This window comes from Sapientia aquatica, from assembly GCF_004358105.1.
Lineage (GTDB): Bacteria > Pseudomonadota > Gammaproteobacteria > Burkholderiales > Burkholderiaceae_D > Solimicrobium > Solimicrobium aquaticum.
On the sequence record NZ_SMYL01000011.1, the window covers coordinates 1 to 25664 of the forward strand.

General features: G+C 48.5%; 26 protein-coding genes and 2 tRNA genes. 13 read left to right on the top strand and 15 right to left on the bottom strand.

Annotation, left to right across the window (positions count from 1 at the left end; genetic code table 11):
- Positions 1-421 precede the first annotated feature (421 nt).
- The 3 genes from E2I14_RS16035 to apaG form a co-directional block, all read right to left on the bottom strand.
- Positions 422-1198, bottom strand: a complete 777-nt coding sequence (locus tag E2I14_RS16035; RefSeq protein ID WP_133330397.1) for an enoyl-CoA hydratase — start codon at positions 1196-1198, stop codon at positions 422-424.
- Between the two features lie 24 nt (positions 1199-1222).
- Positions 1223-2458: a murein transglycosylase A gene (gene mltA / locus E2I14_RS16040; RefSeq protein WP_133330399.1), complete on the bottom strand. Its 1236-nt coding sequence runs from the start codon at positions 2456-2458 to the stop codon at positions 1223-1225.
- A 126-nt stretch (positions 2459-2584) separates the two neighbouring features.
- Positions 2585-2959: a Co2+/Mg2+ efflux protein ApaG gene (gene apaG / locus E2I14_RS16045; RefSeq protein ID WP_133330401.1), complete on the bottom strand. Its 375-nt coding sequence runs from the start codon at positions 2957-2959 to the stop codon at positions 2585-2587.
- Between the two features lie 166 nt (positions 2960-3125).
- Between apaG and rpe the strand changes: the two genes are divergently transcribed.
- The 8 genes from rpe to E2I14_RS16085 all read left to right on the top strand — a co-directional run bounded on the left by rpe (position 3126) and on the right by E2I14_RS16085 (position 10433).
- A complete protein-coding gene (gene rpe, locus E2I14_RS16050; protein WP_133330403.1) occupies positions 3126-3803 on the top strand; it encodes a ribulose-phosphate 3-epimerase in 678 nt (225 codons plus the stop codon).
- 8 nt (positions 3804-3811) lie between these two features.
- On the top strand, positions 3812-4489 hold the full coding sequence (locus tag E2I14_RS16055; protein ID WP_133330405.1) for a phosphoglycolate phosphatase: 678 nt from the start codon (positions 3812-3814) through the stop codon (positions 4487-4489).
- Positions 4490-4769: 280 nt separating this feature from the next.
- On the top strand, positions 4770-6266 hold the full coding sequence (gene trpE / locus E2I14_RS16060; protein ID WP_133330407.1) for an anthranilate synthase component I: 1497 nt from the start codon (positions 4770-4772) through the stop codon (positions 6264-6266).
- Positions 6267-6857, top strand: a complete 591-nt coding sequence (locus E2I14_RS16065; protein ID WP_133330409.1) for an anthranilate synthase component II — start codon at positions 6267-6269, stop codon at positions 6855-6857.
- A gap of 14 nt (positions 6858-6871) precedes the next feature.
- On the top strand, positions 6872-7912 hold the full coding sequence (gene trpD, locus E2I14_RS16070; protein WP_133330411.1) for an anthranilate phosphoribosyltransferase: 1041 nt from the start codon (positions 6872-6874) through the stop codon (positions 7910-7912).
- Positions 7905-8705: an indole-3-glycerol phosphate synthase TrpC gene (gene trpC, locus E2I14_RS16075; protein ID WP_133330413.1), complete on the top strand. Its 801-nt coding sequence runs from the start codon at positions 7905-7907 to the stop codon at positions 8703-8705. Before trpD ends, trpC begins: the two co-directional genes overlap by 8 nt.
- Before the next feature lie 43 nt (positions 8706-8748).
- Positions 8749-8910 (top strand): DUF2256 domain-containing protein, encoded by a 162-nt coding sequence (locus tag E2I14_RS16080; RefSeq protein ID WP_133330415.1) that lies wholly within the window; start codon positions 8749-8751, stop codon positions 8908-8910.
- The gene (locus E2I14_RS16085) at positions 8907-10433 is read left to right on the top strand and encodes a cryptochrome/deoxyribodipyrimidine photo-lyase family protein (RefSeq protein WP_133330417.1); all 1527 of its coding nucleotides are present in this window, start codon (positions 8907-8909) and stop codon (positions 10431-10433) included. The genes E2I14_RS16080 and E2I14_RS16085 overlap by 4 nt, the downstream gene beginning before the upstream one ends.
- A 74-nt stretch (positions 10434-10507) precedes the next feature.
- Here E2I14_RS16085 and E2I14_RS16090 read toward each other — a convergent pair whose 3' ends face one another.
- The 5 genes from E2I14_RS16090 to E2I14_RS16110 are packed head-to-tail and all read right to left on the bottom strand — an operon-like array spanning position 10508 to position 15431.
- Positions 10508-12337, bottom strand: a complete 1830-nt coding sequence (locus tag E2I14_RS16090) for a M61 family metallopeptidase (protein WP_206105663.1) — start codon at positions 12335-12337, stop codon at positions 10508-10510.
- Positions 12338-12366: 29 nt separating this feature from the next.
- Positions 12367-12825: a DUF3429 domain-containing protein gene (locus E2I14_RS16095; RefSeq protein ID WP_133330421.1), complete on the bottom strand. Its 459-nt coding sequence runs from the start codon at positions 12823-12825 to the stop codon at positions 12367-12369.
- A gap of 49 nt (positions 12826-12874) precedes the next feature.
- Entirely contained in the window at positions 12875-13477 is a 603-nt protein-coding gene (locus E2I14_RS16100; protein ID WP_133330423.1) for a nucleotidyltransferase family protein, read from the bottom strand.
- 23 nt (positions 13478-13500) lie between these two features.
- Positions 13501-14235: a DsbC family protein gene (locus tag E2I14_RS16105; RefSeq protein WP_133330425.1), complete on the bottom strand. Its 735-nt coding sequence runs from the start codon at positions 14233-14235 to the stop codon at positions 13501-13503.
- A 23-nt stretch (positions 14236-14258) separates the two neighbouring features.
- Positions 14259-15431 carry an FAD-dependent monooxygenase gene (locus E2I14_RS16110; protein WP_133330427.1) on the bottom strand — a complete coding sequence of 391 codons (1173 nt, stop codon included), beginning with the start codon at positions 15429-15431 and terminating at the stop codon, positions 14259-14261.
- A 131-nt stretch (positions 15432-15562) separates the two neighbouring features.
- Here E2I14_RS16110 and E2I14_RS16115 point away from each other — a divergent pair.
- Positions 15563-15638, top strand: a tRNA-Phe gene (locus E2I14_RS16115).
- A 336-nt stretch (positions 15639-15974) separates the two neighbouring features.
- Positions 15975-17393 carry a short-chain fatty acid transporter gene (locus tag E2I14_RS16120; RefSeq protein ID WP_133330429.1) on the top strand — a complete coding sequence of 473 codons (1419 nt, stop codon included), beginning with the start codon at positions 15975-15977 and terminating at the stop codon, positions 17391-17393.
- Positions 17394-17708: 315 nt separating this feature from the next.
- On the opposite strand, the gene E2I14_RS16125 is transcribed toward E2I14_RS16120, so the two are convergent.
- The 6 genes from E2I14_RS16125 to petA all read right to left on the bottom strand — a co-directional run bounded on the left by E2I14_RS16125 (position 17709) and on the right by petA (position 21922).
- Positions 17709-17784 (bottom strand) — tRNA-Thr (locus E2I14_RS16125).
- 24 nt (positions 17785-17808) lie between these two features.
- Complete coding sequence (locus tag E2I14_RS16130) at positions 17809-18276, bottom strand: ClpXP protease specificity-enhancing factor (RefSeq protein WP_133330431.1); 468 nt, start codon at positions 18274-18276, stop codon at positions 17809-17811.
- A gap of 88 nt (positions 18277-18364) precedes the next feature.
- Positions 18365-18976 (bottom strand): glutathione S-transferase N-terminal domain-containing protein, encoded by a 612-nt coding sequence (locus E2I14_RS16135; RefSeq protein WP_105530856.1) that lies wholly within the window; start codon positions 18974-18976, stop codon positions 18365-18367.
- A gap of 136 nt (positions 18977-19112) precedes the next feature.
- Complete coding sequence (locus E2I14_RS16140) at positions 19113-19874, bottom strand: cytochrome c1 (protein ID WP_133330433.1); 762 nt, start codon at positions 19872-19874, stop codon at positions 19113-19115.
- Positions 19875-19895: 21 nt separating this feature from the next.
- Positions 19896-21308 (bottom strand): cytochrome b, encoded by a 1413-nt coding sequence (locus tag E2I14_RS16145; RefSeq protein WP_133330435.1) that lies wholly within the window; start codon positions 21306-21308, stop codon positions 19896-19898.
- Positions 21308-21922: a ubiquinol-cytochrome c reductase iron-sulfur subunit gene (gene petA, locus E2I14_RS16150; protein WP_133330437.1), complete on the bottom strand. Its 615-nt coding sequence runs from the start codon at positions 21920-21922 to the stop codon at positions 21308-21310. The genes E2I14_RS16145 and petA overlap by 1 nt, the downstream gene beginning before the upstream one ends.
- A gap of 392 nt (positions 21923-22314) precedes the next feature.
- Here petA and mscL point away from each other — a divergent pair, with 392 nt between their 5' ends.
- Complete coding sequence (gene mscL, locus E2I14_RS16155) at positions 22315-22737, top strand: large conductance mechanosensitive channel protein MscL (RefSeq protein ID WP_133330439.1); 423 nt, start codon at positions 22315-22317, stop codon at positions 22735-22737.
- A gap of 11 nt (positions 22738-22748) precedes the next feature.
- Here mscL and E2I14_RS16160 read toward each other — a convergent pair whose 3' ends face one another.
- Positions 22749-23522, bottom strand: coding sequence for a Nif3-like dinuclear metal center hexameric protein (locus E2I14_RS16160; RefSeq protein ID WP_133330441.1), 774 nt, complete (start codon positions 23520-23522; stop codon positions 22749-22751).
- 31 nt (positions 23523-23553) lie between these two features.
- On the opposite strand from E2I14_RS16160, the gene E2I14_RS16165 reads away from it, so the two are divergent.
- The gene (locus E2I14_RS16165) at positions 23554-24744 is read left to right on the top strand and encodes a trypsin-like peptidase domain-containing protein (RefSeq protein ID WP_133330443.1); all 1191 of its coding nucleotides are present in this window, start codon (positions 23554-23556) and stop codon (positions 24742-24744) included.
- A 34-nt stretch (positions 24745-24778) separates the two neighbouring features.
- Positions 24779-25468 (top strand): DUF2461 domain-containing protein, encoded by a 690-nt coding sequence (locus E2I14_RS16170; protein WP_133330445.1) that lies wholly within the window; start codon positions 24779-24781, stop codon positions 25466-25468.
- Positions 25469-25664 lie beyond the last annotated feature (196 nt).

Here is a 25664-nt window from a genome sequence, read left to right on the forward strand (position 1 = left end):
ACTGTATGTTGTTAAAGAACGTCAGATAAGTTTAGTTACTGACTGCTGTGTGTTCTGACTGGCCGCTTTAGCGGGGAAAGTCGTACTTTAGGCGGACAAAGCGTTGTGTTTGTTCGCAGCACAGAAATGAGATTATGGGGCAATTCCAGCAAACCGTCAACACTTATTTTTACGACGTTTTGCGTTCAATCCGGCATGGCCACTTCAACTTCTCGTGTAATTCGGGCCACTCCATCAGCCCGTTTTACCCCGCGATTTCTGCGGGAGGCGAACTATAGCAAAATCCCACCGAACTCCGCAAGGGTTTTTTTTAAAATAATTTGTACCGCGCAAAAACAACCGCTTGGACTTTGTTGAACACCAAAGAAAAAGGCGCGGCTCGCGCCGCGCCTTCGTTAAACATTTACTACGCTGTTTTAAATTAGCTATTTTTAAATTGCGGTGGACGCTTTTCCAAGAACGCTTTCATGCCTTCTTTCTGATCGTCAGACGCAAAAGTGCTGTAGAACATACGGCGTTCATATTGAACACCTTCCGACAACGTCGTTTCATACGCCCGATTAACCGTATCCTTAATCATCATCACAACCGGCAAAGACATGCATGCAATCGTTGCCGCCGCCGCCAATGTTTCTTCCATCAGCTTTTCAGGCGCAACGACGCGAGATACCAAACCCGAGCGCTCGGCTTCTTGGGCGTCCATCATGCGCGCCGTTAAGCACAAGTCCATCGCTTTTGATTTGGAAATCGCTCGTGGCAAGCGTTGTGTGCCACCGCAGCCGGGAATGGTGCCTAATTTAATTTCTGGTTGACCAAATTTGGCGGTTTCTGACGCGATAATGAAATCGCACATCATCGCCAACTCACATCCGCCACCCAGCGCGTATCCAGACACCGCTGCAATCACGGGCTTTCTGATTTGACGTATGTGCTCCCAATTCTTGGTCACATAATTGCCTTTGAAGGCGTCCATATAAGTGTAGTTGGCCATCAAGGCGATATCTGCGCCTGCGGCAAAAGCTTTCTCGCTGCCTGTCAGGACGATACATCCGATCGCATCGTCTTGATCAAATTGCTGCAACGCGTGCCCCAATTCGTCCATCAATTGATCGTTTAATGCGTTCAGTGCCTTAGGGCGATTTAGCGTAATCACGCCTACTTTATCCTTGGTTTCCACCAATATAGTTTCGTAGCTCATCACAAACCTTTCATTCAATATGTATTAATTAGCAATCAAACCGATGGGCGTTGCGGCTAGTTTCGGCCAGAGCACCCACAACATACCGCGTTGTTTCATGCGCCCGGCCATCTCGCCAGCTTGAGTTCCAAAGCCCCAAAAAAAATCCGCTCGCACCGCGCCACGGATTGCGCCGCCTGTGTCTTGCGCCATCATCAGGCGCTTTACCGGCACATCGGAATTTGGCTCGGTTGTATTGATAAAAATCGGCGCGCCTAAGGGTAAAAACTGCGCATCAATCGCGACTGAGCGTTTCTCGCTCAACGCAACGCCCAACGCACCTTTGGGGCCAATACTTGGGTCGATTAACTTTTCTTCTTTAAAAAAGACATAGCTTGGGTTGGCGTTCAAGACTTCGTTTTCCCGTTTGGGATTCGCCGCGATCCAGTTTTTGATACCTTGCGCGGAAGCTTGCTCAAGTTTTAGTTCGCCTTTATCGACTAAATAACGTCCGATGGATTTATACGGCTGTCCGTTTTGATCAGCGTAGGCTAGGCGCACGGTCTCGTCGGTATCTTTGAAGTGAATGCGGCCCGAACCCTGCACTTGCAGAAAGAAGGCATCGACCGAATCATCCACCCAGCAAATTTCTTTGCCATTCAACGCGCCCGATTGCAGCAACTCGCCGCGGCTTGGATACGGCACGACTTTATTGCCAACAACTTTGCCGCGCAAGCGCATATTTTTTAGCTCGGGATACAAGCTGCCCATATCAATGGTTAGTAAATCAGCCGGTGCTTGATACAGCGGTGTTTGGTAAGCGCCGCCACGTTTGCGCGCGCCGTTGAGTAGCGGCTCGTAATAGCCTGTGATTAAGCCCGTATCGGTACCATCTGGATTAATCACTTGGTAAGGATCGAAAAAAGCCTCAAAAAATTGACGCACAGCAGTGCTATCAGCGCCATCGACATTTTGCGAAATCGAACACGGTTCGCGCCAATCTGGTTTATTGATTAACACTTTGCATGATGCTTTAAATGCGGGCCAAGCTTCGGATAAATTATCGTCGCTCCAACCCGGCACCTCGGGATAGGCCAACGGCTTAAAGCTGGCTTTAGTATTGACTGGCTTGGTTTCTGCGGGCGGAGTGACCACCACTGGAGGGCTGACAACAGGCGGCGGGATCACGACTGGCGGTGTCGGTTTAGTTACCGGCGTTTGGCATGCCGCGAGCAGCAATAAGGCGACCAAAGACGGTACACTACGGTTTAATTTAAACATGGAGGGACTATGTGGTTGATATTTGTCGAAGCTACCGGCGCATTTTTTGTGTTTGCATTTATCGTTTGGTGGACCATGTTTTCAGGTAAAAAACCACCAAAGGATGACGAATAAACAAAACAAGACTTAATGCAAAGTTCGTGGTTGAGTCATTACAAATTCAGGAATCACTGCGGTAAATTGTTCACCGTCTTCAGCCACACATAAATACGTTCCATGCATGCTGCCGACCGAGGTCTCTAACGCTGTGCCGCTGGTGTATTCAAATTCTTGCCCCGGATCTAACAGCGGTTGATAACCGATTACGCCTAAACCACGCACTTGCTCTTCTTTGCCGTTGGCGTCTTTGATAAACCAATGCCGGGCAATCAATTGGGCCTTAACCGAACCGGTATTCTTGATTGTCACCGTGTACGAAAACACATAGCGCTGTGCCGCTGGATCGGATTGCGGTTCTAGGTATTGAGTCGTTACCGAAATACTAAATTCATACAATGCCATTGACTGCTCTCTGTTTTAATAAAATTAATAAGCAGCTATTCGACACCAATTTAACCGTCAAAGCAAGCATTTAGAATAATACCAACGCACTAGAACGCGACACGCGCGCAGCCCATCCACGTTAAAATAGCGCCTACTTTTTTCTCACCTTGAATCCACCTTGACCATGAGCCAATCCCGCACCTTTCGTATTGCCCCTAGCATTTTATCCGCCGATTTTGCCCGCCTAGGCGAAGAAGTCCGCAATGTTGAAGCCGCTGGCGCCGATTTGATTCACTTTGATGTGATGGACAATCACTACGTGCCTAACCTAACGATTGGCCCGATGGTTTGTCAGGCAATTCGCCCACATGTGCAAATTCCGATTGACGTGCATTTGATGGTCAAACCCGTTGATCGCATCATTCCTGATTTTGCTAAAGCAGGTGCAAACTATATTTCGTTTCACCCCGAAGCGACCGAGCACTTAGATCGCAGCTTGCAATTGATTCGCGATAATGGCTGCAAAGCGGGCTTGGCATTCAATCCCGGCACGTCGTTGCATTACTTGGAACATGTGATGGATAAACTCGATTTGATTTTGCTCATGTCGGTCAATCCCGGCTTTGGTGGACAATCGTTTATCCCGCACACGTTAAAGAAAATCGCCGAAGTACGCAAACTGATCGACGCTTCTGGTCGCGATATTTTGCTGCAAGTCGATGGTGGAGTGAAGACCGACAATATCGCTGAAATCGCCCAAGCTGGCGCTGACACTTTCGTCGCTGGTTCGGCGATTTTTGGCAAACCTGATTACGCCGGAATCATTGCTGGAATGCGCCGCGAATTAGCTTCTGTCAAATAAGAGTAGCGATGACACAACTGCAAGGCATTAAAGCCGCCATTATCGATTTGGATGGCACGATGGTGGACACTATCGGCGATTTTTTGGTGGCGATTAATGCCATGCGTGCGGAGTTTGCACTCGCGCCGTTAGCCCAGGCGACGATTCAAAATATGGTTGGCAAAGGGAGTGAGAATCTGATTCGCCAAGTGCTCGCTTGTGATTTCTCGGCTACCGACGTTGAACAGCATTTTGACGCGGCGATGGATAGTTATCAGCGCCATTATTTAGCCATTAACGGGCAATTCAGCCAACTTTATCCGGATGTGCACGCAGGCCTTCAAGCTATGCAAACCCGGGGCCTGCGCTTAGCCTGCGTCACCAACAAACCCATCGCCTTCGCCTTACCGCTGCTAAAGCAAAAGCAACTCATCGATTATTTTGACGTTATCTATGGCGGCGACTCGTTGGCACATAAAAAACCACATCCCGCGCCTATGCTTAAAGTATGTGACGATTTTCAACTCGCACCCACACAAGTTGTGGCCATTGGCGATTCCAGCAACGATGCCATTGCTGCACGCGCAGCGGGTTGTTGGGCGTTGACACTGCCCTATGGCTACAATCACGGCGAGGCTGTACAACAGATTGATTCTGATGGTATAGTCGAAACCTTGTTGTGCGCTGCACAGAAATTAAACAGTTAGGCGCAATATGTTTTCACTAACTGATGTATTGTTTTGATATTACTTAAATAACGCCAAACAAACCCACCATGTTTCTCACCAAAAAACGTCCAGTCACAACACCAGGCACCTTCGAGGCCTGGCTATGGCGACGCTAGCATTTCCTGACTAAGCAGCCTTGCGCGCGCCTTAGTCTCAATGCCATTGGTTGGTGCGGTTCAATTCGAGCAGTTCGTCTGATCTAGTTCGCCCAGCCACGTTTTTACCTCTCTACCCCACCATCGGGGCACAAGTGAAAGTCATGACCGAAATCGAATTCACCTCCTTGGCGAACCAAGGCTATAACCGCATCCCATTGATTAGCGAAGCGTTCGCCGATCTTGAAACGCCGTTAAGCGTTTATCTCAAACTCGCGCAAAGCCAGAATGCCGGCAAAAACACCTTTTTGCTCGAATCCGTGGTGCGCGGCGAGCGTTTAGGGCGCTACTCCTTTATTGGCTTGCCTGCGGCGACGTCGCTGCGTTGCTATCACGAGCGCACCGAAGTCATCCACGATGGCAAAGTCATCGAAACCCACAACGGCAATCCACTGGAATTTATCGCCGAATATCAAGCGCGCTATAAAGTCGCGCTACGCCCCGGATTGCCGCGCTTTTGCGGCGGATTAGCTGGCTATTTTGGCTACGATACCGTGCGTCATATTGAGACGCGCTTAGCCAATTCTTGCCCTAAAGACGATTTAGGTTTGCCTGATATTCAGTTGTTAGTCACTGAAGAATTAGCGGTTATTGATAACTTATCCGGCAAGTTATATTTAATTGTCTATGCCGACCCGAGCAAACCCGAGGCGTTTTCGAAAGCGCGAGTGCGCTTGAAAGAATTGCGTGGCATGTTGCGTCGCAGTGTCGATGCGCCGGTAACGTCAGCGTCAGTACGCACCGAAACGATACGCGAATTCGATAAATCAGAGTACTTAAAAGCCGTTGCTCAAGCCAAGGAATACATCATGGCGGGCGACTTGATGCAGGTACAAATTGGTCAGCGCCTGAAAAAACCTTATGTTGATGCGCCGCTGTCGCTGTACCGTGCATTGCGCTCGTTGAACCCTTCGCCGTACATGTATTTTTATAATTTTGGCGACATGCACATCATCGGTTCATCGCCCGAAATTTTGGTCCGTAACGAAGGCCAAGAAGATGGCAGCCACACCGTTACCATTCGTCCGTTGGCGGGCACCAAACCACGCGGCACCACGCCAGCGCAAGACGAACAACTCGCCAAAGATTTACTCGCTGATCCAAAAGAAATCGCCGAACACGTAATGTTGATCGACTTGGCGCGCAACGATTTAGGTCGCATCGCGAAAACCGGCAGCGTCAAAGTATCGGATCAAATGGTGATTGAAAAGTACTCGCACGTTCAACACATCGTCTCTAACGTTGAAGCAACACTACAAGATAATTTATCCAACTTAGATGTATTAAAAGCGACCTTCCCTGCCGGGACCTTATCGGGCGCCCCCAAGGTGCGTGCGATGGAAATCATCGACGAATTAGAACTGACTAAACGCGGTATTTATGGCGGCGCCTGCGGCTACTTATCGTTCAGTGGCGCAATGGATTTAGCGATTGCGATTCGTACTGGCGTGTTAAAAAACGGCATGTTGTACGTGCAAGCCGCGGCAGGAATCGTCGCCGATTCGGTGCCTGAAATGGAATGGCAAGAAACAGAAAACAAAGCGCGCGCCGTGTTACGCGCCGCAGAACATGTACAAGATGGTTTGGATGGGGAGATTTAAATGCTGCTAATGATCGATAACTACGACTCGTTCACCTACAACTTGGTGCAATATTTTGGCGAATTGGGCGTAGAAGTACGCACCTATCGCAACGATGAAATTACCTTGGATGAAGTCGCCGCGCTCAAACCTAGCCATATTTGTATTTCCCCCGGCCCTTGCACACCGCTGGAAGCGGGAATTTCGGTCGGTGTGTTACAACGCTTTGCGGGACAGATCCCGATGTTGGGCGTGTGTCTTGGCCATCAAAGTATTGCGGCGGCGTTTGGCGGCAAAGTGATCCGCGCCAAACAAGTCATGCACGGTAAAACAAGTTTGATTGCGCACACCGGCTTTGGGGCATTTCAGGATTTACCGACGCCTTACACGGTCACTCGCTACCATTCGCTAGCGATCGAACGCTCCAGCTTGCCTAAGCATTTAGAAGTCACGGCGTGGACCGACGACGGCGAAATCATGGGCGTGCGTCACACTGAATTTAATATCCAAGGCGTGCAGTTTCATCCTGAATCGATTTTGTCGGAGCACGGTCATGCGCTATTGAAGAACTTCCTCACCGTGGATGTACCCAACCGCAATCCTAACCTCTAGCCAGCGAGCGCAACATGACGATCTCTCAACAAGAAGCCTTATTACGCTGCATCGAACATCGTGAAATCTTCCACGATGAAATGCTGTATTTGTTCCGCAAAATCATGGGCGGCGAAATGTCTCCGGTAATGATCGCGGCACTCACCATGGGATTGCGGGTCAAGAAAGAAACGATTGGAGAAATCACCGCGGCGGCGCAAGTCATGCGTGAATTTTCCACCAAAGTCCCGCTCGCAAATACCGATCATTTAATCGATATCGTGGGAACCGGCGGCGACAGTTCGCACACGTTTAATATTTCCACCGCCTCGATGTTTGTCGCCGCTGCCGCTGGCGCGCGCGTGGCTAAACATGGCGGACGCAGTGTTTCATCGTCCTCAGGCAGCGCTGATGTATTGGAATCGTTAGGCGTCAACATTAATTTAAAACCAGAGCAAATCGCCCAATCAATCGCGCAAACTGGCATCGGCTTCATGTTCGCACCAAATCATCACGCCGCAATGAAGCACGCTGCGCCCGTGCGTAAAGAACTTGGCGTGCGTACGATTTTTAATATTTTAGGCCCGCTGACTAATCCAGCCGGCGCGCCGAATATTTTGATGGGCGTCTTCCACGCGGATTTGGTTGGTATTCAAGTGCGCGTATTGCAACGTCTAGGCGCACAACATGCACTGGTCGTTTGGGGGCGTGACAATATGGACGAAGCTTCGCTCGGCGCGGGTACCTTGGTTGGCGAATTAGTCAATGGTGAAATCCGCGAATACGAAATTCATCCGGAAGACTTTGGTTTAGCGATGGCATCCAACCGCAGCTTCAAAGTCACCAACGCCGCAGAATCCAAAGCAAAAATGTTTGAAGCATTAAGCGACGCACCTAGCCCAGCACGCGATATCGTCGCACTCAACGCCGGCATGGCGATCTATGGCGCGGGAATTGAAAGCAGCATTGAAAATGGATTAAAGCGTGCCAACGCGGTTATCGCTTCCGGTGCAGCACGCGCCAAGCTAGACCAATTTGTACAAGTAACGCAGCAACTCGGAGCCAACAATGTCTGATATTTTGACCAAAATTTTGGATGTTAAAGCTGACGAGATTAGCGCGGCAAAAAAATACCAATCGTTTAGCAGCTTGCGCAATGAGGTTGAAAGCAATTCCGAGTTACGTGCTGGCTTGCGTAACTTTGAAGGCAGCCTGCGCCATAAAATCAATGCTGGTCACGCTGGCGTGATTGCAGAAATTAAAAAAGCGTCTCCCTCCAAAGGCGTCATTCGCGCCGATTTCAACCCAGCGCAAATTGCCGCCAGCTATACGCAGCATGGCGCAGCTTGTTTGTCCGTGCTGACCGATGTGCAGTTTTTTCAGGGTGCACCAGAGTATCTAAAACAAGCACGTGCCGCCTGCACTTTGCCTGCGCTGCGGAAAGATTTCATGATAGATCCGTACCAGATTTATCAAGCACGTTCATGGGGTGCAGATGCAATTTTGTTGATCGTCGCAGCCTTGGATGTTGGCTTGATGCGCGAGTTGGAAGCTATCGCCCATGAATTAGGCATGGCAGTCTTGGTGGAAGTGCATAACGCTGAAGAACTCAGCGCGGCGCTAACCTTAAAAACCGCGCTACTTGGCATCAACAATCGCAACCTGCGCACCTTTGACGTGTCGCTGGAAAACACTATCGCGCTATTACCAAGAATTCCGCCAGAAAAATTAGTCATCACCGAATCAGGCATCGCCGTAGTCGATGATGTCAAACGTATGCGCGACGTTAACGTAAATGGCTTCTTGGTCGGCGAAGCCTTTATGCGGGCGCCAGAACCGGGCGTTGAAATGGCCCGTCTTTTCGCGTAACACCGGTTAGTAAAAACTCAAAAGCTTGGGAAGCAGCGCGTCAATGAGCAAAGATTTCAAAGGCAATAAGCAAGCGCTTCCCAGCAAAATCTGCGTGGTGTGCCAACGCACCATGACTTGGCGGCGGGCGTGGGCGAAAAATTGGGATGAAGTAAAATACTGTTCCGACGCTTGCCGAAAAAACGCCAAAAAATCCCCTTCATGACTACCCAACTCGTCTGGTTTAAACGCGATTTACGTGCCCACGATAATGCGGCGCTGATGAACGCGGCCAGATTGGGACCGGTGCTGTGTTTGTATATTATTGAACCGAGCTATTGGTGCAATTCCGATAGCTCGCAGCGTCAATTTAGCTTTTTGCGCGAATGTTTGCGCGATCTTTATTTGCACTTGCAGGCGCTCAATGCAAAGCTGTACTTGGTCACCGGTGAAGTGGTCGATGTATTGGAACGGCTGCACCATTTGCAACCGCTGGCAGCGCTGCATTCGCACATGGAGACTGGCAATGTGCTCACTTTTGAACGCGATAAAGCCGTAGCACGTTGGTGTGCAAAGCATCAAATTCACTGGCATGAATACCAACAACAAGGTGTGGTTCGACGCCTAGCCAGTCGCGATTCGTGGTCGCGGCGCTGGGAAGAATTTATGACGACTTCGCAATGCTTTGTCGATCAAATTAGCGCCCTTGAACTTCCTTGGCCAATCGAGAGCTGGCCCGACTGGCATGCTTGGAATCGACCAAGCGATCAACCGCCGCAACGTCAAACAGGCGGACGGACCGTCGCACTAGCAACATTGCGCGATTTTTTAGATGAACGTTGCGCCACCTATCGAGGCGGGATTTCCTCGCCTTTATCGGCACCGTCGGCGTGTTCACGAATTTCGCCTTACTTGAGTTGGGGCTGTCTGAGCATGCGCGAAGTGGTGCAAGCGACCGCCGAAAAACTTAGCATGCTGCCGCCTGATTCCCGCGCTAGCAAAGGCTTGCAGGGATTTCTCAGTCGCCTGCATTGGCATTGCCATTTCATTCAAAAACTTGAGTCGGAACCCGAAATCGAATGGCGCAATATGCACCGTGGTTATGACGGTCTGCGCGAGCCGGATTGGAACGAGGCAAACTTCAAGGCACTCATCGAGGCGCGCACTGGCTGGCCGCTAGTTGATGCTTGCGTCGTAATGCTCAGAGAAACTGGCTGGCTTAATTTCCGCATGCGCGCCATGTTAGTGTCGGTCGCGGCCTATCCCTTGTGGCTGCACTGGAAGCCGTTTGGCGATTGGTTGGCAACGCAATTTGTCGATTACGAACCGGGCATCCATTGGAGCCAAATGCAGATGCAATCCGGCACCACCGGTATCAATACCACGCGGGTCTATAACCCAATCAAGCAAGCGCAAGATCACGATCCGCACGGACGCTTTGTACGGCGTTGGTTGCCGGTATTAAGAAAAGTGCCCGATAGCTGGTTGTTTGAACCGTGGAAAATGCCGCCCGATGTGCAAGCCCATTGCGGTGTAATCATTGGTAAAGATTGGCCTTTGCCACCGGTTGAGTTGGAATCGGCCACGCGCAATGCGAAAAATGTATTGCATGCGCGCCGTGCGCAACCGGAAGTCAAATCAGAAAAAAGCGCCATCGTCGAGCGTCACGGTTCGCGCTTACGACCGCAAACCAAAGCCAGAAAAGCAGTCGCGGCGCAGGATGTAAAACAGGGGAGTTTTGAATTTTGAGTTTGAATTTGTTAGCCTACTCAATGCTTAGCAACAAGCATTGAGTAGATCAGTTTGAAGCGGGTATTTGGTAGTTATTTAGCAGCGCTAGGGCGAGTTAAAGTCGATTTTTTAACGGACCTAGTTTTAGCTTTGGACTCAACATCGGTCAACTTCAAACTCCACGCCGGTACATCGTCGGATTGTAATTTCACCTTAAACTGCTTTAGCTCATCGCGTCTAAATGCATGCACTGCGACGGTCGCGCCGACTTTATAGCGTCCCAACAAGCGCCCCAAATCATTGCCCGCATCGGCGGCGGTTACGCGCAAATCATCTAGCGCGACTAAGGTATCACCGGCTGATAAACCCGCGACATGCGCTGCTTTACCATGAAAAACTTGCGCTAATTTGCAGTCGTTACCCTCGCGTCCAAGTCGAGCGCCAATACTTGGCTTGCTGGCATTGCGCGTATCTTCTAACGTCACGCCAAAGTCGGCATATAACTCGTCCAACGGTAAATCCGCCGTGCCACGCACATAACGGTCAAAGAATGATTTCATCTTGATCCCCGCCACTTGCTCGACCAATGCTTCGATAGCGGATTCGGTAACGCCTTGCTGCTTGCCCGCCAGTGCCAATTGGTAGAAATCACGTCCATAGCTTTGCCACAAACTACGCATGACATCGTCCAGCGATTTCTTACCAGCGGTAGCGCGGCGGATGGTTAAATCCAAGGCTAGGGCGAGCAAGGAACCTTTGGTGTAATAGCTAACAATCGCGTTGGGCGAGTTCTCATCTTGTCGATAGTATTTGGTCCAGGCATCGAAGCTGGAATCAGCCAAACTTTGCTTGGTGCGCCCTGCTCCGCGCAACACTCCGTTAATGACTTTACTGACTAAACTCAAATAGTGCGGCTCATCGATAATGCTGGTGCGCGCCAAAAATAAATCATCGTAATAACTTGTGAAGCCTTCAAACAGCCACAGCAGCGGGGTGTAATTTTCTTGTTGTAAATCGTAGTTGGCAAACGGTGCGGGCTTGATGCGCTTCACATTCCAAGTATGGAAATATTCGTGGCTACATAATCCTAAAAAGCCGATGTACGCTTCGCTCGCTTGAGCATTGCCTTTGACTGGCAAATCGTTGCGGTTGCAAATTAATGCGGTCGATGCGCGGTGCTCTAAGCCACCGTAACCATCGCCCACCGCCATCGTCATAAACACATATCTATCCATCGGCGCGCGTTTGGTTTTCGGCTCAAAAAAAGCAATCTGTGCCGAACAGATTTTCTCCAAGTCGGCTGCAATACGGATCAAATCCAAATTGGGAACCTGACCAGTCACGACAAAATCATGCGGCACGCCATGTGCTTTGAAACTAATAAGTTGGAATTCACCCATCTCAACCGGATGATCGATCAACGCATCGTAGTTCTCCGCCGCGTAAGTTCCAAAGCCATACAACCTGGCCTTTAATGGCGGCAAGGAAGTTGCGATCCGCCATTGCTTACACGCCGGATCGGCGGGGCGTTGAATATCGACCACATGACGCGCCATCTCTTGCCCAACCACGCGCAGAAAAACGCTGGTGCCGTTATAGAAACCATGCGTTTGATCCAAATGTGCGGTGCGTACCGATAAATCCCACGCATAAACTTCGTACTCCAACGTCAACGCGCCAGCGATTGGTGGCGCTTGCCAACTGTGTTTATCGATTTTAGTGAGTGCGACTTTTTTGCCGTTGCTAGTGGCTTTAATCTGAACAATATTTTTGGCAAATTCACGCACCATGTAACTACCTGGAATCCACGCCGGCAGGACAAAAAGTTGGCCTTCTGGATTAGGTTCAGCCACGGTCAGCGTTACTTGAAACAAGTGAGCGGCCAAATCTTTGGGAACAATGGTGTAGTGAATAGTCATGATTTAGCGATTAAAAATTTCGATACAAAATATTAGAGACGGACATTAACAGCCAACACCGTTAGCGCTAAAGCGAGCACCACGGTTATGGTTAAGTGGCGGCGTAAAACCAGAAACCAATCCGGCATTTGGTAAGTCACATAAAGCCGTTTATCAACCTGATAGGACAAAATAAATCCAAAGATCAGCACAAAAAAGCCAAACCCAAAATTGACTTTCGAGGCCCATGCAATCACGCTCGGAACAATGCCCCAAAACAGAGCGCGTTTAATTTGAACCGACGTTAATTCAGGCGAAGTGAGTGCCACTCCCCAATGTATCCCACCCAAAAAAGACAAGATCGCGATTCCATACGCACTCTGCGCGTACACGAAACCTTCCAACCATTCGGGATGCGCTATCCAACATGCTAGAGTTAAAAAAACGAACGGGACTAAACCAAAAAAGCCCAGTTGATGCGCCAAGCGTTTGCTCAGGAAATGATGGTTCATAGAATGAATATAGTTGATGAAATTAAGGAAAAATTTAGCGACTTAGCACTCAGGAAGTTACCGGCAAATCCGACGCATAATCAATATCCCGAAGAATGCCCGGATCGTTGACCGTCACACGACAAACCGGAAACTGGCGCACCAATTCACGCGCACCGACATCTCCCGACAACGACGACAGCGCGGCAAAATGCTTGCTTGAAAATCCCACTGGATGCCCGGCCTGCTGCTCAAAACTAGGTTGAACAATATCGGCTCCCTGCTGCAGTTCGTTCAACACGGTTTGAATGGTGCTGGTTTCAATATAGGGCATATCGGCCAATCCGACCAAGACAGAATCGATGCGGCTTGCGCCCAAATCAGAATGTTTTATTTTTTGCATCACAAACGACAACGACGCGCCCATGCCTTGTTGCGCTTGCTCGAACAAATGCACTTCGCAGCCAGCTTGGCGCAATTGCTGTGCCAATTTCTCCGATCTAACGACCGCGACAACGTTGCTTAAAACTCGCAATAAATTCGTCGCAGATTGAACCGCTACCGAAACGCCAGACGGCAGAGGCTGCATTAGTTTACTCGCCACACCGGTTGGATCGAAGCGCTGGCCTGCGCCAGCGGCAAGCAAAATTCCAACCGTCTTGTGTGGTTGCATGATTAGCTGCTGATTAATAAAATTTAAGGAGTGATCTTTAACTTTTCTTCGATGGCTGCCGCGTTAATAAAACCTGGCACGCGCGAGCCATCTTCAAAGAAAATCGCTGGTGTACCATTAATCCGCAATTTGTTCCCCAACGCTAAGATTTTTTGATGTGGCGTAGAGGTGCAACTTTCCGGCGCAGCAGGCGCATCTTTCCCGTCTGTCATCCAATCATTCCACGCCTGAGCAGGGTCATCTGAGCACCAGATATTTTTCGATTTAACAGCCGAATCGTCCGACAAAATATCGTACATAAACGTGTAGATGGTAATGTTATCGACATTTTTTAATTCTTTGCGCAGACGTTTGCAGTAGCCGCAGTTAGGATCTTCAAACACCGCGATAACGCGCTTACCATCGCCCTTTACTTGTTTTAACGCGAGGTCTAAAGGCAGATCGGCGATTTTGATTTTATTCAAATTATCAATCTTGGCTTTGGTCAGGTTTTTATGCGTTTTTAAATCCATCACATCGCCAACGAATAAATAATTAGCTTTCTCATCGGTGTAATAAATCTCGCCACCCAAGGTGACTTCATATAAGCCAGCGTAGGGAGATTTAGTGACGGAGTCGACCTTGACGTTGTCACCCAATTTAGGCTCAACCAATTTTTTGACATTGGCGGATTGATCCGTTTGTGCACAAGCAGTGGTCAAAAACAGACTCAACGCCACGCTACCAATTAACAACCCGGATTGCTTCATTTTGCTCATAAATACTTTCATTAATTTAAACTCTACTTTCCCATTGCTTGCTGCATGAATTGCTTTTTCAAAAACGGCAATTTATCGACCAAAGACATACCCAACTTTCGTGCCATCTGCACTGGCGTGAAGCTCGAGGCGAATAAGCGCGCCAATCCATCGGTCGCCAGTTGCATCATCAGCACATCTTCTTTGCGTTCCCTAGCGTAGCGGGCCAAAACTCTGGCATCCGCGCAACTGCGCCACTGCTCGCGCTCGGTCACTATCTTTAACAGCGCGACCACATCGCCGAAGCCCAAATTCATTCCATGTCCAGCAAGTGGATGGACAACGTGCGCAGCATCGCCAACCAAGGCTAAACGTGGGCCGACTATCGCGTGCGGAGCAATAAAATTCAACGGGAAAGCTTGGGCGCGGAACGGCGACAACGGAGTTAACTGACCAAGAACTGCATCGCTATAGTGCGCTAAACGCTGCGCTAATTGATCCACCGATTCCGATAATAAGGTATCCGCCAAGGCGTTCGGCGCAGACCAAACCAAAGAGACTTGCTGATCAGGCAGCGGCAACAAGGCAATAATACCGTCCTCACCCACAAACCACTGATGCGCGATGCCGTGATGCGGCTTGGCGCAACTAAAATTGGCCACAACGCCCCGCTGTCCATAGGAGCGGTAATCCAATCCGATTTGCGCCTGACTGCGCACCCACGATTGCGCGCCATCAGCACCGACCCACAACTCGGCTTGCAAGGTGGTTCCATTATCCAAAGTGAGTTCATCGAAGACGGCTGACATTTTCTCGGCCTTGCCCACCACCACCTCAATATTCTGAGCAAAGCGCAGCGCGGCATCTAGCGCTTGATTGAGATTTTGATCTTCAACAATCCACGCTAATTCATTTTGATGGGCGGAGTACGCATCCATGCTCAACGCAGCACCGTCAGCGTCAAACACGTGCATGGCTTCAATCGGAGCGATGCGCTGTAAATCCATCGCATCCCACACTTTTAATTTAGTCAGCAGATTTTTTGCCGTGTGGTTTAACGCAAATACGCGCGCATCCCAATCGTTCGCCATGGAGCGCGTTTGAGCGGAGACCTGATTTGGCGCTAACAAGACAACTTGATAACCCGCTTGCGCAAAGCCCAGCGCTGTGGCTTTACCAACAGCCCCATTTCCAATCACCCCTATCTGACAACGCATAATTGACCGCCCAAAATAACAATTTAAGCATTATAGCGACTATGGAAAATTGCGCTCAGCCAAACATTCTTGGAATTAAATATAAAATGGGACTTCCATTTCCAAATTAACCCGTCTATAATGTCGGTCTTGGCCTGGTAGCTCAGTCGGTAGAGCAGAGGATTGAAAATCCTTGTGTCGGTGGTTCGATTCCGCCCCGGGCCACCAAGAATAGCTGTAAAAACAATGGGTTACAAGTTCAATCTTGTGATCCATTTTTTATTTCAGGCGCCCAATCGCGGCACGCTGGCACGCGTAAAGAGGCCGCTTGCAGGACAGAATCACCTTCTTTACAACAAATCTCCCTTACTCGTAATAAAACGCGCCTGCGTTAAATTCAGACTATTGAGCGAAATTGATTATCTCGCCCACTCTACCAAACAGGCTCAGCAACTTCCTCGACCTGACCAAGAGCCGCACATAACTTGCCGTCCCGCAATATCGACAGCAAACTCACTCGTTAGCGATTACTATATCTCCTAGAAAAATTAACCAAGGAGACCTATGAATAATTCCATCGAAAACAGTTTTTTTGCACGCTTCGCGATTCGCTGCGCCAACTGGGCCGAACGCTGGTTCCCTGATTCTTGGGTGTTCGCGGTCGTTGCAGTAATCGTCGTCGCAATCGCCACGCTATTCATTGGTGCAGCGCCGGCAGATGCGGCGATGGCATTTGGGAATGGCTTTTGGACCTTGATTCCGTTCACCATGCAAATGGCGTTTGTCGTAATTAGTGGCTATGTTGTTGCCAGCTCCCCGCCAGCCACCAAATTAATTGAAAAAATTGCTCGGATTCCTTCAAATGGCCGTTCGGCCGTCTGCTGGGTCGCTGCGATTTCGATGACGGCATCATTGCTCAATTGGGGCTTATCGCTAGTTTTTGGCGGTTTGCTCGTTAGGGCCTTGGCGCGTCGTACTGATTTAAAAATGGATTACCGCGCAGCGGGTGCGGCGGCGTATTTAGGTTTAGGCGCCGTTTGGGCGCTCGGCTTATCTTCCTCTGCTGCGCAATTACAAGCCAATCCAGCTAGCCTGCCTCCAGCGATTTTGGCGATTACCGGTGTCATTCCATTCACACAAACAATTTTCCTTTGGCAGTCCGGCGTATTGCTCGCCGCCTTATTTGTTGTGTCGCTTATCGTTGCCTATGTTTCCGCGCCTGGCCCACAATCCGCGCGTGATGCGGCGCCTTGCGGCGTGGACGTGTCACCGTCAACCGAGAAGCCTTCGGTTCAAACTCGCCCGGGTGAATGGTTGGAATACAGCCCTGTGCTAATCGTGCTGCTAAGCTTGCTTGCGGCGGGTTGGCTGTTTAACGAATTCTCGACTAAACCTTTTATCACCGCGATTTCTGGCCTCAATACATACAATTTTTTATTTTTAATGGCAGGCGCATTGTTGCAATGGCGTCCGCGTAATTTTCTTGATGCGGTCGCCAAAGCGGTTCCAACTACGACTGGCGTCTTGATTCAATTTCCCCTATATGGCTCCATCGCCGCCTTGCTGACTCAAGTTAAAGGCGCAGGCGCACACCCGCTGTCGCATTACATCTCCGATTTCTTTGTGCGCATTGCGTCACACGATACTTATGCCGTTTTAATGGGCATTTATTCGGCGGTGCTGGGATTCTTTATTCCATCAGGCGGCGGAAAATGGATTATCGAAGCACCTTACGTGATGCAAGTGGCCAACGATTTGCACTATCACCTTGGCTGGGCGGTACAAATCTACAATGCGGCGGAAGCATTGCCGAATTTGATCAACCCGTTTTACATGTTGCCGCTACTGGGAATTTTAGGAATCAAAGCGCGTGTGTTGATTGGGTTTTCGTTCGTGCAATTGCTAGTCCATGCGCCACTGGTATTATTTTTATTGTGGCTTCTGGGAAGCACACTGACTTATCTTCCGCCTGTTCCTCATTAACGTTTGGGATTGAGCGATTTGTTTTCAAAACGGAGCAGATCACCCTAATTAAATCTCAACGTGCTTTTGGTCGATGCAAATAAAAAGGTTACAAGCTTTGGCTTGTAGCCTTTTTTATTTTTTTAGGAAGGGATATGATTTTGGCAGATTTTTTGCGAACGAAAATTCAGTTCGCCGCTTGGATTTCAAACTATCCACATTGAGGCTCCGGGCAATCCGCTGGCAATGAAAGCCCAGCAAGATTCACCTCCATCATCAAGTTGTGCTCACACAATGAAAAAGGCCCAACATCGAAATGCTGGGCCTTTAAAATTCTGGTGCCGACTGCAGGACTTGAACCCGCCACCCCCTGATTACAAGTCAGGTGCTCTACCAGATGAGCTAAGTCGGCAAACTTGAAGAACGAAATTATATACTACTTAATTATGGTTAGGCTAGGTTTTTTTCTGATTTCTTTTGAATTTGTATCATCCAAAGACGGAGCATCTTCTTTGTTGGTGACGGCCAAAGTCACTTGCGGTTTTTCTGGCTCGGCTTCTGCTTGAACTTCGGCTGATTGCGCTAATTGTTCGATCACGTCAAACGCCATTCCCTGACCGTTTTCACTGGCATAAATCGCCGATACCGCGGCAATCGGCACGTAAATATCGCGCGATACGCCACCGAAGCGTGCTTTAAATGAAATTGCTTCGTTATCCATGTGCATACCGCTTGTGGCGCTGAAGGCGATATTCAAAACGATATCGCCATTGCGTACAAATTCCATCGGTACGCGCACTTGCCCTTGGACTTTTACCGCGATGTGCGGGGTGTATCCGTTATCTGTGCACCACTCATACAGGGCGCGGATCAGATAAGGTTTGGTTGAAGCTGCTTCAGACATAAATTACTCACCTACTTTAACGTGACAATCTAAGAATTTGAGTTCCAAGATTGCCACTGTCTTAACGTGTTACCAACCACGTTTTTAATTAACGACGCATCACTTTTTCGGATGGTGTCAGTGCTTCAATATAGGCCGGGCGTGAAAAAATACGCTCTGCATATTTCATTAACGGTGCGGCTGTTTTTGAAATTTCAATGCCGTAATGATCCAAGCGCCATAACAATGGAGCAATCGCTACGTCTAACATTGAAAATTCTTCGCCCAACATGTATTTGTTTTTGATGAACAACGGAGCCAATGTAGTCAAACGATCGCGAATTTCTGCGCGCGCTTTATCCAGCACTTTGCTTGAGTTACCTGATTTGTCGTTTTCCAACGTGTGTACGTGGATGAACAATTCTTTTTCAAAATTAAACAGCATTAAACGTGCGCGGGAACGCATTAATGGATCTGCTGGCATCAATTGTGGATGAGGGAAACGCTCATCGATGTATTCATTGATGATGTTGGATTCGTACAAAATCAAATCGCGCTCAACCAAGATCGGCACTTGACCGTAAGGATTCATGGTGGAGATATCTTCTGGCTTATTGAATAAATCGACATCGCGGATTTCAAAATCCATGCCTTTTTCAAATAAAACCAAACGGCAGCGTTGTGAAAACGGACAGGTAGTACCCGAGTAGAGAACCATCATTTTTACAGTTCCTTAGAAACAAATAGGGTGAGGCCTTATTTCAAGAATTAAGGCTCACCCTGAAAGTACGAACAGCGTACAACAAATAAACAATGCCGCGGTAAGCGGCGGCATGTTTTATTACTATTTTTAACGATTACTTAACTTCTTTCCAGTACGAAGCATTTAAGCGCCAAGCTAACACACTCAGCAAACTCATCCACATCAATACCCAAACACCTAAACGCTTGCGAGTGCTTTGTGCTGGTTCGCCCATCCAATTCAAATATGCTACCAGATCAGCGACTTCACTATCATATTCGGCGGTTGTTAATTTGCCTGGTTTTACTGTGTTGAATTTTTTGAATTCAGTCAGTTTTTGGCTTGGATCATGCGGATCTTCAACTTCTTCAAACTCGGCGCTACGAACACCTTGCAACTCCCACAATACGTGTGGCATACCTACGTTGTGGAATACCAAATTGTTCCAACCCGTTGGGCGGGAATCGTCTTGGTAATAGGTACGCAGATACGTGTAGAGCCAGTCTGGGCCGCTACCTGCTTCGGAGGATTTGGAGCGTGCGATCACCGATAAATCTGGAGGTGCAGCACCGAACCATGCTTTTGCGTCTTTAGCCGACAAGTGAGTGGTCATCAGATCACCCACTTTATCACCGGCCAATAACAAACTGCCTTTGATCTGGTCATCGGTTAAACCGAGGTCCTTCAAACGACTGTAACGCATCGACGAAGCGGAATGGCAATTCAAGCAGTAATTAACGAACAGCTTGGCACCATTTTGCAATGCAGCCATATTGTTTGCACGATCCGGCGCGTGGTCGAGCGGATAGCCTTCGCTTGCTAATGCTAAAGCTGGCAGCAGAACCAAGGCGGCGATAATCTTTTTAAACATTTTCATATCTTCTGTCCCTTTGGATGCTTAGTGAGGCGTGAAAGTAACGCGCTTCGGTACTGGCTTGAATGTGCCCATGCCACTCCACCAAGGCATCAACAAGAAGAAGCTAAAGTAGATCACTGCGCACACTTGCGAAATACGTTCACGGATCGGTGATGGCGGTTCAACCCCTAAATAACCTAAGGTGACGAATGCAATCGCAAACACGATAAACACAGTTTTGTGCCAATCAGGACGATAGCGAATCGATTTAACCAAAGAGTGATCCAACCAAGGCATACCAGCCAAAATCATGACTGAGGAACCGAACAACACCACGCCCCAGAATTTAGCATCCAAACCGAATGGCATCATTCCAACAATCATCACCAATCCGATTGCGGCAATAGCATTCTTTACTAACGCAGGCAATTTCGATTTGAGGTAGACCAAGCAAACATAGCCAATAATTGCTGCTTGCACGACGTAGAGGAACTCACTCGTGGTCGCACGCAAAATCGAATAGAACGGCGTGAAATACCACGTTGGCGCAATGTGCAACGGTGTCTTCAACGAATCGGCTGGGATAAAGTTATTGGCTTCTAAGAAGTAACCGCCCATTTCTGGAGCAAAGAACACAACCGCGGTGAACAGCACCAAGAAAATAGTCACGCCGAAAATATCGTGGAATGTGTAGTACGGATGCGAAGGTACGCCATCAACTGGGTGACCGTTAGCATCTAAGTTTTCCTTAATTTCAATACCATCTGGATTGTTCGAACCGACTTCGTGCAACGCGATTAAATGCGCCACAACTAAGCCCAACAACACCAATGGAATCGCGATGACGTGGAAAGAAAAGAAGCGGTTCAATGTCGCGTCAGACACAACATAATCACCACGAATCCACAACGACAAATCGGGTCCGATCAAAGGAATCGCACCGAACAAGTTAACAATAACTTGTGCGCCCCAATAAGACATTTGACCCCAAGGCAGCAAGTAACCGAAGAATGCTTCTGCCATCAAACACAAGAAGATCGTGAAGCCAAACAGCCACACCAATTCACGAGGTTTGCGGTAGCCGCCGTACATCAAGGCTTTGGCCATGTGCAGGTAAATAATGATGAAGAAAGCCGATGCGCCGGTGGAATGCATGTAGCGCACCAACCAACCCCATGGCACTTCGCGCATGATGTATTCAACCGATGAAAACGCTAAGTTTGCATCTGGTTTGTAATGCATTACCAAGAAAATACCGGTAACGATCTGAATGACCAACGTTAGCAAAGCTAACGAGCCAAAGATGTACCAGAAGTTAAAGTTCTTAGGAGCGTAGTACTGACCCCATTGATCGTTCCATAATTTCGTTAATGGAAAACGTGAGTCAACCCAATTCAACGCTTTGTCGATGACTGGCGCGTCTGCCGGCAATTTCTTCTCAACAAATGCCATGATTAAGCCTCACCTTTCTCATCTTTACCGATGACGATTTTAGTATCGGACAGATACATATGTCGTGGCACGTCCAGATTTTGTGGAGCTGGTTTGTTTTTGTAAACGCGACCAGATAAGTCAAAAGTAGAACCGTGGCATGGGCACAAGAATCCACCTGCCCAGTCGTCGGGCAAAGATGGCTGCGCGCCAGGAGCAAATTTGGAACTTGGGGAGCAACCCAAGTGAGAGCAAATACCGACGGCGATCAACACATCTGCATGCTCTTTGCGCGAACGACTTTGCTTTTCGCAATAGTCTGGCATCGGCATGGTGTAAGGCTTGAGCGAATCTGGGTCAGCGACTTTGTCCTGAGTTTTCGCCAGGCTCGCCATCATTTCTGGTGTCCGTTTCAAAATCCAAACCGGCTTACCGCGCCATTCAGCGGTTTTCATTTCACCCGGTTTCAACGTTGAAATATCCACCTCAACTGGAGCACCCGCTGCTTTAGCGCGCTCCGAAGGTTGAAATGTGCTCACCAAAGCCCCTGTTGTGGCTAAGCCAACAACACCACCCGCCGCGCACGTTGCGACGAGCAAGCCGCGACGGCCGGAATCGACCTGCTTTTCATTACTCATACCAACCCCATTCATCAAAACTTATCTGTTGAAAAATTTAAAGTCATCATCGAGCAAATACATTTTGGTAAGGACTTACGTAAAACCGTCTATACAACATCTCTAGGTAGTTTTATTTATTAAAGCAAATTTAACCATGCTTACAAGATGGTTTTGCATAAATCCTATTGTTAACCTCTAGCAACCCTAAATTATAATGGAGCCAGAGCTTGAATTAAAGAAAAACATGAAGAAGCACATAATTGAGCGCTTTTTAATTAGGAAAAACGCTTATTTTGTTAAATTTTATAAATCAGCGGATCGGGAACTCACATAATTTAACAAAGTGATTCTAATTTAGACGTGTAAAATAGCAACTACTTACTTTTATACAACAATCCTAAGGAGCTAGTATGGCAATGATGCAGGAATTTAAAGCCTTTATTACTCGCGGCAACGTGGTTGATTTGGCAGTCGGTGTGATTATTGGTGCTGCCTTTAGCAAAATCGTTGATTCTTTGGTTCAAGATGTGATCATGCCTTTGGTGGGCAAAGTTGTTGGCGGTTTGGATTTTGCAAATTACTACCTACCACTTAACAATCAAGATACCCATTTAACACTGGTCGAAGCTAAAAAATTGGGCGCAGTCTTGGCTTACGGCAGCTTTTTTACCATCGTACTTAACTTTTTGATATTGGCCTTCATTATTTTCCAAATGGTTAAATTAGTTAATTTAGCCCGACGCAACGAAGCGGCTGCACCCGCCGCGCCAGCGCCGACGCCAGAAGATATCGAATTGCTGCGCGAAATCCGCGACGCATTAAAAAATAAATAAGCAATCCCGCCTCAAACTGGGTTGGGTATATCGACAAAATGGTGAATGACACCAAACTCCTGTTCGATTGCCCGACCCACCGCTTGCACGCCGTAGCGTTCGGTCGCGTGATGTCCGCAGGCTAAATACGCGACCCCAGATTCTCTCGCTAAATGGGTTGTAGGCTCAGATATTTCGCCCGAAATATACACAGTCGCCCCAGCAGTAATCGCCTCGCCGAAAAAGTTCTGCGCCGCACCGGTGCACCAAGCGATGCGTCCCAATGCTTGCTCTGGCGACCCGATTAGCAGTGGTGTTCGGCCTAATTTTCGCTCTATCCAATTGCTTAACTGCCCAACTGTTTTCAACTCGGCATTAAGCGACTGTCCATAGCTGCCCAACCCTTGTTCGGCGAAATTGCCTTCCTGCGCGAATCCCAGTACTTCGGCAAGTTGTGCGTTATTACCCCATACTGGATGCAAATCAAGCGGCAAATGGTAGGCGTATAGGTTGATGCCGTGCTCAATCAACTTTTTGATGCGCTGGTATTTCTGCCCCACCAAGCACGGATTTTCGCCGCGCCAAAAATAGCCATGATGCACTAAGAGCGCATCGGCCTTTAATTCAATCGCCGCGTCAATTAAGGCTAAACTGGCGGTTACGCCGGTGACCAGCACTTTTATTTCGGTAACACCTTCCACCTGCAAGCCATTTGGACAATAATCATTTAATTTCGAAATTAGTAAATTTTCCGCTAGAAATTGGGTAATGGCGTCCCGATTTAGCGGCTTTTTGGATTGGTTCATTTTTAATTTATCTCTCAACTAGTAGACTATTATGCGACGACTCTGGCTCTTATTTGCGCAAGCAGCAACCATTTGCTTAGCGATATTGTTGATTGTAAACACCTTAAAACCAGAATGGCTGAACAAATTCAATGGCGGCACCAACGGTGTTCACCTAACGACTTCGACGATGCCGATTTTGGAAGCGCCAGTCAGTTCGGTAGCACCCGGCAGCTATCGTGATGCAGCGAAACGCGCAATGCCTTCTGTGGTCAATATTTACACCACGAAAGAAATCAAGCGCGCAAAAAATCCGCTTTATAACGACCCACTATTCCGGCGCTTTTTTGGCAAAAGCGCCAATCCGCCGCCCGAAAAACAATCTAGCTTAGGTTCTGGCGTCATCGTTAGCCCTACCGGTTACATCATCACCAATAACCATGTCGTGAATTCGGCGGATGAAATCGACGTCGTGTTGACCGACGGTCGCAAGGCTATCGCAAAAGTGGTCGGTAACGATCCGGAAACCGATTTAGCGCTGATCAAGATTGATTTGCCCGACCTGCCGGCAATTACCTTGGGACATGTTGAAAAAGCCAGCGTCGGTGATGTGGTACTCGCCATCGGCAATCCGTTTGGCGTGGGTCAAACCATTACGATGGGAATTATTTCGGCCTTGGGTCGCAATCATCTCGACATCAACACTTTTGAGAATTTCATTCAAACCGATGCAGCCATTAATCCCGGCAATTCGGGCGGCGCGCTGATCGACACCAACGGTAATTTGATCGGCATCAACAGCGCAATTTTTTCCCAAAACGGGGGTTCACTCGGCATAGGATTTGCGATTCCTGTTAGCACCGTGAAATCGGTCATGGATGGCATCATGGCTAACGGCCACGTGATTCGCGGTTGGATAGGCGTGGAGCCGCAAGAAATCACGGCTGAGTTAGCCGAAAACTTTGGCGTGAAAGAAAATTCCGGCACCTTGATCGCAGGCGTTATTCGCGGTGGGCCAGCAGATCGTGCGGGGGTGAAGCCAGGCGACGTATTAATCAAAGTAAATGACGTTCAAGTTACCGACCGCGTTGCGATGATGAATTTGATCGCGCAGTTGCCTCCAGAAAAGAACGCCAAGCTGACTTTCCTGCGTAAAGGTAAAATCATGGTTCTTGACGTTCTGATCGGAACGCGCCATCAACCTGCTGCATCAAACGATGACGACGAAGACGGACCGCGCTAATCGATACTCACTCACACAAAGCTGAAATCTAACCATGCACCTTAACGATCTGACCGGATATTTAAACGAGCTTTCCGACAACAACAATCGTGCATGGTTTGTGATGAACAAACCGCGCTACGATATTTTGCGTGCGGAATTTTTAGAATTAGTGACTGACTTAATCGGCCAGATTAGCAAATTCGATCCCGAGATCATTGACTGCAATCCAAAGAAAGCGCTGTTTCGTATCAATCGCGATGTGCGCTTTGCAAAAGATAAAAGCCCTTACAAAACCACCTTCTCCGCCGCCATCGTTCCGGGCAATTTAAAGAAGCCTAGCCAAGGCGGCGGGCCGGCTTACTATTTTCAAATTAATGCCGAAGGCGAATTATTGTATGCCGTGGGCGAATACATGCCGCCAAGTGACCGACTCAAACAACTGCGCCAGCATGTGGTGGAAGATGGTGCGAACTTGGTAAAAATTTTAAAAGACAAGAAGCTCAAAGCGACCTTTGGCGGTTTGCAAGAGGAAGATAAATTGCAACGTCCGCCAAAAGGTTTTGATGCCGATCACCCGCAAATCGAGTTAATCAAACTAAAGCATTTTATGGTCTGGACTAGCGTTCCGATTAGCTCTATCAAACAATCAAAACAAACAACGCAATCGGATGAGTTGATTAAGCTGATCGCCAGCGGCTACAAAGACGCCTATAAATTGGCTGAGTGGATGAGGAATGCTTAATTAATTTTCACGCATCAAACCAATACCCGAGGCGCAGTTTTTTTATTCAGATTTGGCGCGGTGGTTTAATCTTAAAACCCAACATCGCGACAATCTAATTCTACCAAGCTGATTGCGCTATTTCGTGCCAAGCACATTACGTGAAAGCTCAGTTCGACTTTGTGATCGGCTACTTTTCGACTACAAACACCGCAGA

What these genes read in the sequence shown, in the direction of transcription:
- E2I14_RS16035 (WP_133330397.1), bottom strand. Translation starts at nt 1,198, where the DNA reads ATGAGCTACGAAACTATATTGGTGGAAACCAAGGATAAAGTAGGCGTG.
- mltA (WP_133330399.1), bottom strand. Translation starts at nt 2,458, where the DNA reads ATGTTTAAATTAAACCGTAGTGTACCGTCTTTGGTCGCCTTATTGCTG.
- apaG (WP_133330401.1), bottom strand. Translation starts at nt 2,959, where the DNA reads ATGGCATTGTATGAATTTAGTATTTCGGTAACGACTCAATACCTAGAA.
- rpe (WP_133330403.1), top strand. Translation starts at nt 3,126, where the DNA reads ATGAGCCAATCCCGCACCTTTCGTATTGCCCCTAGCATTTTATCCGCC.
- E2I14_RS16055 (WP_133330405.1), top strand. Translation starts at nt 3,812, where the DNA reads ATGACACAACTGCAAGGCATTAAAGCCGCCATTATCGATTTGGATGGC.
- trpE (WP_133330407.1), top strand. Translation starts at nt 4,770, where the DNA reads ATGACCGAAATCGAATTCACCTCCTTGGCGAACCAAGGCTATAACCGC.
- E2I14_RS16065 (WP_133330409.1), top strand. Translation starts at nt 6,267, where the DNA reads ATGCTGCTAATGATCGATAACTACGACTCGTTCACCTACAACTTGGTG.
- trpD (WP_133330411.1), top strand. Translation starts at nt 6,872, where the DNA reads ATGACGATCTCTCAACAAGAAGCCTTATTACGCTGCATCGAACATCGT.
- trpC (WP_133330413.1), top strand. Translation starts at nt 7,905, where the DNA reads ATGTCTGATATTTTGACCAAAATTTTGGATGTTAAAGCTGACGAGATT.
- E2I14_RS16080 (WP_133330415.1), top strand. Translation starts at nt 8,749, where the DNA reads ATGAGCAAAGATTTCAAAGGCAATAAGCAAGCGCTTCCCAGCAAAATC.
- E2I14_RS16085 (WP_133330417.1), top strand. Translation starts at nt 8,907, where the DNA reads ATGACTACCCAACTCGTCTGGTTTAAACGCGATTTACGTGCCCACGAT.
- E2I14_RS16095 (WP_133330421.1), bottom strand. Translation starts at nt 12,825, where the DNA reads ATGAACCATCATTTCCTGAGCAAACGCTTGGCGCATCAACTGGGCTTT.
- E2I14_RS16100 (WP_133330423.1), bottom strand. Translation starts at nt 13,477, where the DNA reads ATGCAACCACACAAGACGGTTGGAATTTTGCTTGCCGCTGGCGCAGGC.
- E2I14_RS16105 (WP_133330425.1), bottom strand. Translation starts at nt 14,235, where the DNA reads ATGAGCAAAATGAAGCAATCCGGGTTGTTAATTGGTAGCGTGGCGTTG.
- E2I14_RS16110 (WP_133330427.1), bottom strand. Translation starts at nt 15,431, where the DNA reads ATGCGTTGTCAGATAGGGGTGATTGGAAATGGGGCTGTTGGTAAAGCC.
- E2I14_RS16120 (WP_133330429.1), top strand. Translation starts at nt 15,975, where the DNA reads ATGAATAATTCCATCGAAAACAGTTTTTTTGCACGCTTCGCGATTCGC.
- E2I14_RS16130 (WP_133330431.1), bottom strand. Translation starts at nt 18,276, where the DNA reads ATGTCTGAAGCAGCTTCAACCAAACCTTATCTGATCCGCGCCCTGTAT.
- E2I14_RS16135 (WP_105530856.1), bottom strand. Translation starts at nt 18,976, where the DNA reads ATGATGGTTCTCTACTCGGGTACTACCTGTCCGTTTTCACAACGCTGC.
- E2I14_RS16140 (WP_133330433.1), bottom strand. Translation starts at nt 19,874, where the DNA reads ATGAAAATGTTTAAAAAGATTATCGCCGCCTTGGTTCTGCTGCCAGCT.
- petA (WP_133330437.1), bottom strand. Translation starts at nt 21,922, where the DNA reads ATGAGTAATGAAAAGCAGGTCGATTCCGGCCGTCGCGGCTTGCTCGTC.
- mscL (WP_133330439.1), top strand. Translation starts at nt 22,315, where the DNA reads ATGGCAATGATGCAGGAATTTAAAGCCTTTATTACTCGCGGCAACGTG.
- E2I14_RS16160 (WP_133330441.1), bottom strand. Translation starts at nt 23,522, where the DNA reads ATGAACCAATCCAAAAAGCCGCTAAATCGGGACGCCATTACCCAATTT.
- E2I14_RS16165 (WP_133330443.1), top strand. Translation starts at nt 23,554, where the DNA reads ATGCGACGACTCTGGCTCTTATTTGCGCAAGCAGCAACCATTTGCTTA.
- E2I14_RS16170 (WP_133330445.1), top strand. Translation starts at nt 24,779, where the DNA reads ATGCACCTTAACGATCTGACCGGATATTTAAACGAGCTTTCCGACAAC.